We start from the raw sequence: 1,978 nt of genomic DNA on the forward strand, positions 1-1,978 counted from the left end.
GCCTCGCACTCGATACTCGTCAATTCATCCTGTACAGCCGACAGAATGAGCTCGTCGCCAAAATTACCAAAACCATAGTAGCCCAGGACAAGGATTCGGGTCATCTAGCTCCTGGATGCTGTCCGACGATGCGCAAGCACGCGGAACATGAAGTAGAAGATACTCCCTACGCGCCGTACGCGGCTTGGTTGGACGACCAGTCTATACAACCACTCCGTGCCGGTCTTCTGAACGAATCGAGGCGCTCGGCGAACAAGTCCGCTCCAGACATCAAATGTGCCGCCCACGCCGATTGCAATAGGGATACCCATGTCGCGGTGGTGCCAGATCCACTTCTCCTGGATTCCTCCACCCATACCGACGAGGAGAATGTCGACGTGTGCCGCCCGGATTTCCTGGATCATGAGCGCTTCTTCCGCCGCGTCAAAGTAGCCGGAGTGAAAGCCGGCGACATGAAGACCAGGATACCGAGTCATGACATTGGAGGCAGCCCGCTCGACAATGTCCGGCTTTGCACCGAGGAAGTAGACACGGTATCCCTTCCGTTCGGCAAGTGCCAGCAGAGAGCCGGAGAACTCGATACCGGGAATGCGGTTCTCGATGCGCGGTCCCAGCATGCGCGCTCCCCACACGATGCCAACGCCATCAGCAACGACCAGATCCGCCTGTTGGACAATCTCGAGGAATTCGGCGTCCTTGAACGCACGAGCGGCCATCTCGCCATTCAGTGTAACGACGAGATGGGGCACCCCGCTTTTCACGAAACCGTCGGCTATCTCGAGAAGCTCGTCAATATCCCTGTTGCTGATGGAAATGCCAAAGAAGTCGATGTTGTCGACATGTTTCCGAGATGACCGCAGCACAATACCGACGAACCGTGGAAGTGAAAGAATGCGGGGCAGCCGCTTGGGATCAAGCACGAACCGGTACAACCACTCAAGTCCGAGTTTCTGGACGCGGGCAGGTGCACGTTTGAACTCGCCCGAGAGGACGTTGTAGCTCCCTCCCACGCCCATGGCAAACGGGACGCCCATCGCCGAGAGGTTGCCGGCAAGGAATTTCTCCTGCTTGGGACTGCCCATGCCGACAAACATGATGTCTGGCTTGGCGACAGCGATCTCTGCGACGAGCCCGGGTTCGTCTGCAGCGGTGAAGTATCCGTCGTGTGAACCCGCCACGACGAGCCCGGGGTATCTCTCCTTCACGATTGCCACAACTCCGGAGAGGATTTCAGGGCGCGATCCAAGAAGGAAAAGACGCCATCCACGAGCATCTGCCCGTTCAAGCAGCCGCAAGAACAGGTCGACACCGGTCACTCGCGACTTGATGTGCACGCGATAAAACACTCGCGTAGCCCAGATGATTCCAATTCCATCGCAGAAATTCAGATCGCTTCTGCGCAGGATCTTCTGAAGGGTTTTGTCCTGTCTGGCCTTGATAACCTTCTCCGGGTTGATGGCCACACCCATATGAGGGATCCGAGACGCCACAAAGGCCTCGATAGTGGCGAGAGTCTCGTCCATGTCCAGGTTGTCGACCGGAATACCGGCGACGTAGACTCGTTCAGTCATTGTCGTGCGGACGCATCCGCCTTCTACAGACGAACGTACCAGAGTTGCTGCAGGACGTCGGCGTCATGTTCGAACACGCCCCTGAAGTCAAACAGAATCACGCGGCCGGCCGCTGCTATGACGAGCTTCTTGACGCGTTCATAGTCCACATTGCCTTGTCGGATAGGCAACACGACTGCGTCTGCCCATAAACAGCCCGTATCAATGTCCATCTCGCGTCCGAATTCCCTGGGCGCCTCAGCGACGCTGTCGAGAACGTGCACGTCGGCTCCCGCCTTGGCAAGTGCCCTGGCAAGGTCGACGGCCGGGCTCACCGTGACGTCGTCCGAGTAGTCCTTCATCGCGATGCCGATAAACAGCACATGCTTGCCCTCGAGTCCGCCCATCCTCCTGGACATGCGCTCGGC

General features: G+C 57.9%; 2 protein-coding genes. Both read right to left on the bottom strand.

Going from position 1 to position 1,978, the window contains the following annotated elements; translation table 11 throughout:
• Nucleotides 1-104 precede the first annotated feature (104 nt).
• Nucleotides 105-1,571, bottom strand: coding sequence for a WecB/TagA/CpsF family glycosyltransferase (locus tag SMC5_RS10165; protein WP_119087441.1), 1,467 nt, complete (start codon nt 1,569-1,571; stop codon nt 105-107).
• Nucleotides 1,572-1,594: 23 nt separating this feature from the next.
• On the bottom strand, nt 1,595-1,978 hold a 384-nt coding region (locus SMC5_RS10885), incomplete at its 5' end, for a UDP binding domain-containing protein (protein WP_207799227.1).

The sequence above is a fragment of the Candidatus Cryosericum odellii genome, from assembly GCF_003570935.1.
In the GTDB taxonomy this organism is placed as follows: domain Bacteria; phylum Caldisericota; class Caldisericia; order Cryosericales; family Cryosericaceae; genus Cryosericum; species Cryosericum odellii.